Genomic DNA, 1544 nt, shown 5'->3' with positions numbered 1-1544 from the left:
TTGCCGATGCCGATCTGGACAAGGCGGCGACGGCCATCGCCGGCAGCGTCACCTTCAATGCCGGCCAGGCCTGTGTGGCCGGCACGCGCCTGATCGTCGAGAGGAGCGTCGCCGACAGGCTGACGGCCTCCATCCTGGAGCGGATGAAAGCTGTGCGGCCCGGCCCGACCTGGAACGAGGCGACACAATATTCCCCGATCATCTCAGAACGGCAGCGCGCGCGTATCGACAGCATCGTCAAGGCCGCGGTCGAGGCCGGCGCCGAATGCCTGACCGGTGGCAACGTCATGGACAGCCTCGGCTATTTCTACGAGCCGACGCTGATCACCAATGTCGACCAGGCCAATCCTGCAATCATCGAGGAAATCTTCGGCCCGGTCCTGACCGTTCAGACCTTCGAGACCGAGGAAGAGGCGCTGGCGCTGGCCAGCCATCCGACTTACGGGCTGGCTTCCGGTCTGTTCACCACCGACCTCTCGCGCACCATCCGCTTCGCACGCAAGCTCGAAGCGGGCACCGTCTGGGTCAACCGCTACAGCCGCTCGCGCGACCATATCCTGCCGACCGGCGGCTACAAGCGCTCCGGCATCGGCAAGGACCTCGGCCGCGACGCGTATCTTGCCAATCGCAGGACCAAGAGCGTCCTGATCAGCCTGTGAAGAGATGCCGATGAAGTCCTACTCAATCGCCCTGCGGCATCGGCCGCGATGTCACCACCGCCGCCTGGACAGTGCTGGAGACGGCGGCCAGACACGCCGGCTTTGCCCTGACGGGTACGGAGTTCCCCTGGTCCTGTAAATTCTACAAGGATACCGGCCGCATGATGCCCGAGGATGGCATCGAGACCTTGCGCGGCTTCGACGCCATCCTTCTCGGCGCCGTCGGCTGGCCGGCGGAAGTGCCGGATTCCGTTTCGCTTCACGGTCTCCTGCTGCCGATCCGCAAGGCGTTCGTGCAATATGCCAACATCCGGCCGCACCGTCTGTTGCCGGGCGTGAAGGGCCCTCTGCGGGCCGAGAGCTTCGACATATTGTGCATCCGCGAAAACACCGAAGGCGAATATTCGGGCGCCGGCGGGCGCGTGCATCAAGGCACGCTGGACGAGGTCGCTGTCGAAACCTCGATCTTCACCCGCGCCGGCGTCGAGCGCATCCTGCGCTTCGGCTTCGAGCAGGCGCGGTCGCGGCGGCGCAAGCTGGCCTCCGTCACGAAGTCCAATGCGCAGAAATACTCGATGGTCTTCTGGGACGAGATTACGCGAAAGCTGGCTGCGGATTATCCGGACGTCGACGTGACCAGCTATCACGTCGACGCGCTTGCCGCGCGCATGATCATGGCGCCGGAGAGCCTCGATGTGGTCGTCGCCTCGAACCTGTTCGGCGATATCCTGACCGATATCGGCGCGGCGATCCAGGGCGGGCTCGGCTACGCCGCTTCCGCCAACATCAACCCCGACCGTTCGGCGCCGTCCATGTTCGAGCCGGTGCATGGCTCCGCGCCCGACATCGCCCATCTCGGCATCGCCAACCCGATCGCCACCATAT

Annotated in this window: 1 protein-coding gene and 1 pseudogene; both read left to right on the top strand. The window is 64.9% G+C overall.

Annotated elements, in window-relative coordinates; translation table 11 throughout:
- Positions 1-659 (top strand): aldehyde dehydrogenase family protein (locus NKH19_RS33240; protein ID WP_352983930.1); only part of this gene is annotated, 659 nt, incomplete at its 5' end.
- A gap of 10 nt (positions 660-669) precedes the next feature.
- Positions 670-1544, top strand: a pseudogene (locus NKH19_RS33235) (tartrate dehydrogenase); the annotation flags it as partial.

The sequence above is a fragment of the Mesorhizobium sp. M1338 genome (assembly GCF_040318045.1).
Classification (GTDB): Bacteria; Pseudomonadota; Alphaproteobacteria; order Rhizobiales; family Rhizobiaceae; genus Mesorhizobium.
The sequence above is the reverse complement of the archived record's forward strand: the minus strand, read 5'-3'. Positions and strand labels throughout refer to the sequence as shown.